The sequence below is a fragment of the Pseudomonas sp. RA_15y_Pfl2_54 genome (assembly GCF_963971015.1).
Taxonomy (GTDB): Bacteria; Pseudomonadota; Gammaproteobacteria; order Pseudomonadales; family Pseudomonadaceae; genus Aquipseudomonas; species Aquipseudomonas baetica_A.
Genome location: NZ_CAXAPN010000070.1, coordinates 1 through 4620 on the forward strand (window position 1 = coordinate 1; position 4620 = coordinate 4620).

At 48.0% G+C, this 4620-nt stretch carries 5 protein-coding genes and 1 pseudogene; 1 reads left to right on the plus strand and 5 read right to left on the minus strand.

The annotated features are described in order from the left end of the window. Nucleotides 1-122: 122 nt before the first annotated feature. A pseudogene (locus tag AACY50_RS28335) lies at nucleotides 123-233 on the plus strand (AraC family transcriptional regulator); the annotation flags it as partial. Between the two features lie 342 nt (nucleotides 234-575). Here the strand turns inward: AACY50_RS28335 and AACY50_RS28340 are convergent. The 5 genes from AACY50_RS28340 to AACY50_RS28360 all read right to left on the minus strand — a co-directional run bounded on the left by AACY50_RS28340 (nucleotide 576) and on the right by AACY50_RS28360 (nucleotide 4383). Then, nucleotides 576-1100 (minus strand): hypothetical protein, encoded by a 525-nt coding sequence (locus AACY50_RS28340; protein ID WP_339539895.1) that lies wholly within the window; start codon nucleotides 1098-1100, stop codon nucleotides 576-578. Between the two features lie 402 nt (nucleotides 1101-1502). Then, nucleotides 1503-1832 (minus strand): hypothetical protein, encoded by a 330-nt coding sequence (locus AACY50_RS28345; protein WP_339433096.1) that lies wholly within the window; start codon nucleotides 1830-1832, stop codon nucleotides 1503-1505. Between the two features lie 38 nt (nucleotides 1833-1870). After that, nucleotides 1871-2176 carry a hypothetical protein gene (locus AACY50_RS28350; RefSeq protein WP_339433095.1) on the minus strand — a complete coding sequence of 102 codons (306 nt, stop codon included), beginning with the start codon at nucleotides 2174-2176 and terminating at the stop codon, nucleotides 1871-1873. Nucleotides 2177-2408: 232 nt separating this feature from the next. Next, the gene (locus AACY50_RS28355; protein WP_339539896.1) at nucleotides 2409-3680 is read right to left on the minus strand and encodes a DUF637 domain-containing protein; all 1272 of its coding nucleotides are present in this window, start codon (nucleotides 3678-3680) and stop codon (nucleotides 2409-2411) included. A gap of 172 nt (nucleotides 3681-3852) precedes the next feature. Continuing rightward, nucleotides 3853-4383, minus strand: coding sequence for a transposase (locus AACY50_RS28360; protein ID WP_339539898.1), 531 nt, complete (start codon nucleotides 4381-4383; stop codon nucleotides 3853-3855). Nucleotides 4384-4620: the final 237 nt, after the last annotated feature.

Genomic DNA, 4620 nt, shown 5'->3' on the forward strand with positions numbered 1-4620 from the left:
GGTCTGGCCAGACAAGAAACTGGGAGCCGATGGGCACTGTGATGTTGAACCCGGATCGGCAGCAGCAGACCAAGAAAAGAGCGGCATAGTTAGACGGCGACGCGACAACAACCTTGAAAAACGCCGGTGGCGAAGAACTGCGTGATCAACCACTGTTCTTCCATTACCTGAGCGTGTATCCGCAAACACCGCAAGATCAATGGCAAACGGACATATATGTTCCGTTGCAGTAAAGAGGCGAGCTGCTTTTTGATCTTGGCTGAGGGTGTCCACTCAGGAGCATAGCTTTTTGTGACGGGCGGCAATCGGCCAAAAGTAGACCGTCAGCGATTCCATTGATGAGCCTAGATCCGGCGTTGATTGGCACTAGCATGGGGACTGTCACTTGATTTCGTCCCCACAATTTCGGCGGCTACGTCAAATAGCAAAAGACTCCTAGTCACAGAAGTTTGGTCTGATCCCCTGCGCGAGCGCACATCTACAGTCTCAAGATGTAGATGCGTCGAACCGTCTAGCTTCAATGCTTGGAATGTCTTGTGAAGCCTTTCTACACCCCCTTGGCTCGGAGTTTGCTGCTAGGACTGCCAGAATGTCAGGCAAACTCCATATTCATCGAGAAGATCATCAGCAACTTCAAACTGAAACACCTTCTCTGGAAAGTATTCTGATAATGCGCGCGCCCAATATCTGACTATCTGCTCAGCAAATAAATGACAAAGACGATAATCCTCCTCCGACAAACCAACTTTCAATATAGGGCGACTCGATGTATCTTCCCACTTTATAAAAAATTGACTTATAGGGAAAATATTTCTATATCGTTCAATATCTCTACGCGACACACTTTTTTCACACACGCCAGCTCTAGTTTCGACCAGTCCCATTAAAGAAAAATTTTGCGGATCGTATTGCTGAGCGTTAGGCAGCCAGAAAACGTGGCCGTCAGACTCAATAAAATCAGGAGAAAGCAAACCTAGAACCGCAACTGCTTGTTCTAATGACACCGAGCTTCCCACATATGAAAAAAACTCTCCGGAGCCAATATCTGAAACAAACAGATTCAATGATTCTTTAGAAATATTACCTTGATAACTTTTCATCAATTCAACCCTAACCTATCAGCGCAGACTGAGGAACATTTCCCTCGAAAGCTTTTGAGTAACTTCCCATCTTGGCAAATATTTTCCGCTCGGTGCTTGGTTCCATTCGACCACTTTAATCTTAGCGCTATACACATTCCAGCGACTCTTCTAAGCCCCTGCCCGCAATTCACATCCCTTTCTGAAGCGACTAGACAGCATAATAGACACGTTTGACGGTTAGAACAGAATTGCAGGGAGTACGATCAAGTTGCCTTCACGACTGGCCGCTTTGGGTCGATTCTGTTGAAAAATTCCGTTTGCCCAAAGCACAGACTTCAATCTCAGGCACGAACTTTTCTGCCGTGAAAACTGAAGCCGACTTTTTCAACAGAGTCGGTCGATAACAGCCAGACATAGGATTCAGCCCCATAATTTTTTCCGGCCGACAAGCCTGCGTGCTCTATGACGGCGAGACTGAGACAACGTTTTGTCCTCGGCGCAATGAGCCAAGAGCGCGGTCAGCGGAATGTCTATAGGAATGCCATCCTCCAGCCATTTAAGCGCCAGTCCCGACCAATATTCGGATTGCGACATCAAAGCTGTGATCACCAGCGGCTGCAACGCTATGTCGGCAGGTAGCTTATATTTTTTGCTAAGGGCTCTTACCGCATCAGGCAAATCGAGTGCAGCTGTTTCGAAAGGTTTCTCAAGCAGCGGCAATAGCCAGACATAGCTGAATTCTTCGTTCATCTTCTCCCCCTAGGCTGCTATCGACGCCAAGGCGTTCATCAAATTGAGGTAACGAAGCGGGTTTCGAGGCCAACGCTGACTGGCGGTAGCGCATTAATCAATACGACGGCATCGTCGCCCTGGTTAAGGTAGATTAATGAGTCACCGGTCTCGAACGTAACTCTGAATCCAGCCAGCCAAGGTTCTTGCCCGTTGAAAGAGTCAAGAATTCCCTCAACTGCACAAATTTTTGTGTTCTCGAGGTGGGTTGTTGATAAACCTACAAGTAGGTTCTCCCTCTTCCAGGAGCAGGTTACGTTTGGCTCTATCTTGAAGGACACCGGGGGGAAGAGAAAAACAAACACTCACCCCTCCACATAGCCTTTTACTTTATAAAAGTTCTTGTAGATCCAACGCACTGACAGAAGAACTGATAGAGGCAGCCCGAGCCACTTGAATACCACGTTGAAATCCGGTTCAAAAAACAGATACAAAACTGCCATAAGCAAAAAAACCACAACCAACGATACCAGAAGAAACGCGGACCAAACAAATCCGATCACGCTAAAGAAAATAATCCCCCTTAGAATAATATTTTTATTTCGCACCGCTAGCCTCCTTATAAAAGTCAAACACTTTTCCGCCCACTCCACCTATGTACACACCCAGTGCCGAGCCATAAGGCAAACCGATACCTGTGAGCGGTATAAATTTATTATTGTCGAACTGCCTCACCGTTACACCGAATAAAGATGTCGACTTCAGGCCATCTGACGCTACGACTTTCAACGGAACCTTTACAAACCCTGCTCCTGCAGAGAACACTAAATCAGCTCCACTATACACGGCAGGCCCGTATCCTCCCGGAATTTGATAAAACGCATCCTTGACCGGGTTATAACTAGACGGTTCATCACCCCAGAAATGATTGTATAAGCCTGACCCATCTTCAAAAGTGTTACCCGCACCAAAAACCGCCATCGGACCACCAAAAACGCAGCCTGCTGCTGTCGCGCAAAGCGTTGCTCCCGAAGCCGTTGATCCAAGGCCCAAACCGGTTTTCAGAACATCCGTTGCAACGGGAAGACCATCTCGAGTCGTGAAATCTGATAGCGAATCAAAGTATGTATAATCAAACAGTCCTTTATCACGCTTTGCATCCGCCCACGTCAGCTCATTACTGAGCCCCACCATGTCGGCTTCCGTCAGGTAATTTGCACGGTATTTCGGACTCCCCCGCTCATACTCTGCCCAGCACTTAATCATGTAGCAGGTCGCTTTATCCAGATGTTCCTTCTTGAAATCGCCTTTCCGGGCTTCTTCTTTTGCATGTTCCTCGTCTTCATGCCCCTGGCGATTGAATGCCGTAGCATTTTTAGCGATGTCGGCACCGAGTTGCACATCACCTCCCACCGCAATTGCCGCCAAAATGCCGGTGAGTTGGGAAGCCATTAACTCTAGCTGTTTGTCACCCGCAGTCATTCCATCAAGTATTCCACTCAAGGCCTCATTGGCACCTGCCGCCGCTGCGCCTGTCTTGAAATCACCACCGATTATCTGCGCCAGCAATCCCCCCATCAACGTATGAGCCAGTACCTTCTCGAGACTTCCCGTAGGAAACTTCACATAATCGCCAACGAAGTTGAAACCTGTCGCCATAGCGACAGTATTGGCTTGAGACGCGATTGCCGTCTTTAGGTTATCGCCGAAACTGCCACCATTTATCAGGGTACCAATCCCCGCCTGCGTTACTCCCTGAACAGCGGAATACGCCAGGAATTTACTGATGTCACTCAAATTGCCCAGGTCGAAACCTTTCGTAATTCCTGCGGTAGGATTACTGGTCGCGCCAAAAGCGCCATCGAACAAACGGGGACAGACCACGTTTTAACTAGATGGTCGATTTTTTGGCCGTCCCGGGCTCCCTCGTTGCACGCGACGACCGATCATTGCCTCGACATCAACAGCAAACTTTGAACCGCCAAAAACATTATTTCCATTGGTCGCGTCACGAATCTGGTCAACCAACTCTGACTCTAAGTCATTTTTGAACAGCTCGCGGTAAGCATCTGCCGGCTGCCTGCCCTGCACTCCAAGCGCCAAGAGGGGTAACAATGTGTGATCGCTCTGATTGTGCGTTAAAACGGTAACTTGACCAGCGATATTCTGCCGGATGATTTACCATTTTCGCTCTGACGGGATTCATTTCGATGTAACGATAACAGCACAACAAATATCGTTCACTATCAACAAGGCATGAACGAAACCGGCCTTCCCACAAACTTCCGCTGCGACTATACGTACGATTTATATATTGGACGTATCGCTGCCCGACACCTTTCATCAGCAGGCTTGCGCTGTTGGAATTATGAGGACTGACTAACAAATGAACGTGATTGCTCATTAAGCACCACGCATGAATATCACAATTATTTTTAGAAGCCTGCTCGACCAAAAGCTCCAAATAAAAAAGGTAATCTTCCTCGGTAAAAAAACAGACAGATCTATTGTTTCCTCGCTGAATCAAGTGCAATGGTACGCCTGGTATCAAAACTCGGGGTCTACGCGGCATCGATGAATCCTTTCAATTGGTCGAACTGAAAGCTTAGCGGGCCGCAAGGTACAAATGACGGCAAATTTTTACCTATTATTGCAGTGAATTACGTTAAACGTGGTCTGCCCCTGAGGGATCCCCACAAATCTACTCCAGGCTCTGCGCCTGATGATGCACCTCATCGCGCAGAGCTTTCTCCAATTTTTCCCAGTCTCCGCTGCCTCCGAACTCTATGCATCTACGCCAGTATTCCAG

Coding starts and splice junctions, on each gene's coding strand:
- AACY50_RS28340 (WP_339539895.1), bottom strand. CDS start 1,100: ATGAAAAGTTATCAAGGTAATATTTCTAAAGAATCATTGAATCTGTTT.
- AACY50_RS28345 (WP_339433096.1), bottom strand. CDS start 1,832: ATGAACGAAGAATTCAGCTATGTCTGGCTATTGCCGCTGCTTGAGAAA.
- AACY50_RS28360 (WP_339539898.1), bottom strand. CDS start 4,383: ATGCCGCGTAGACCCCGAGTTTTGATACCAGGCGTACCATTGCACTTG.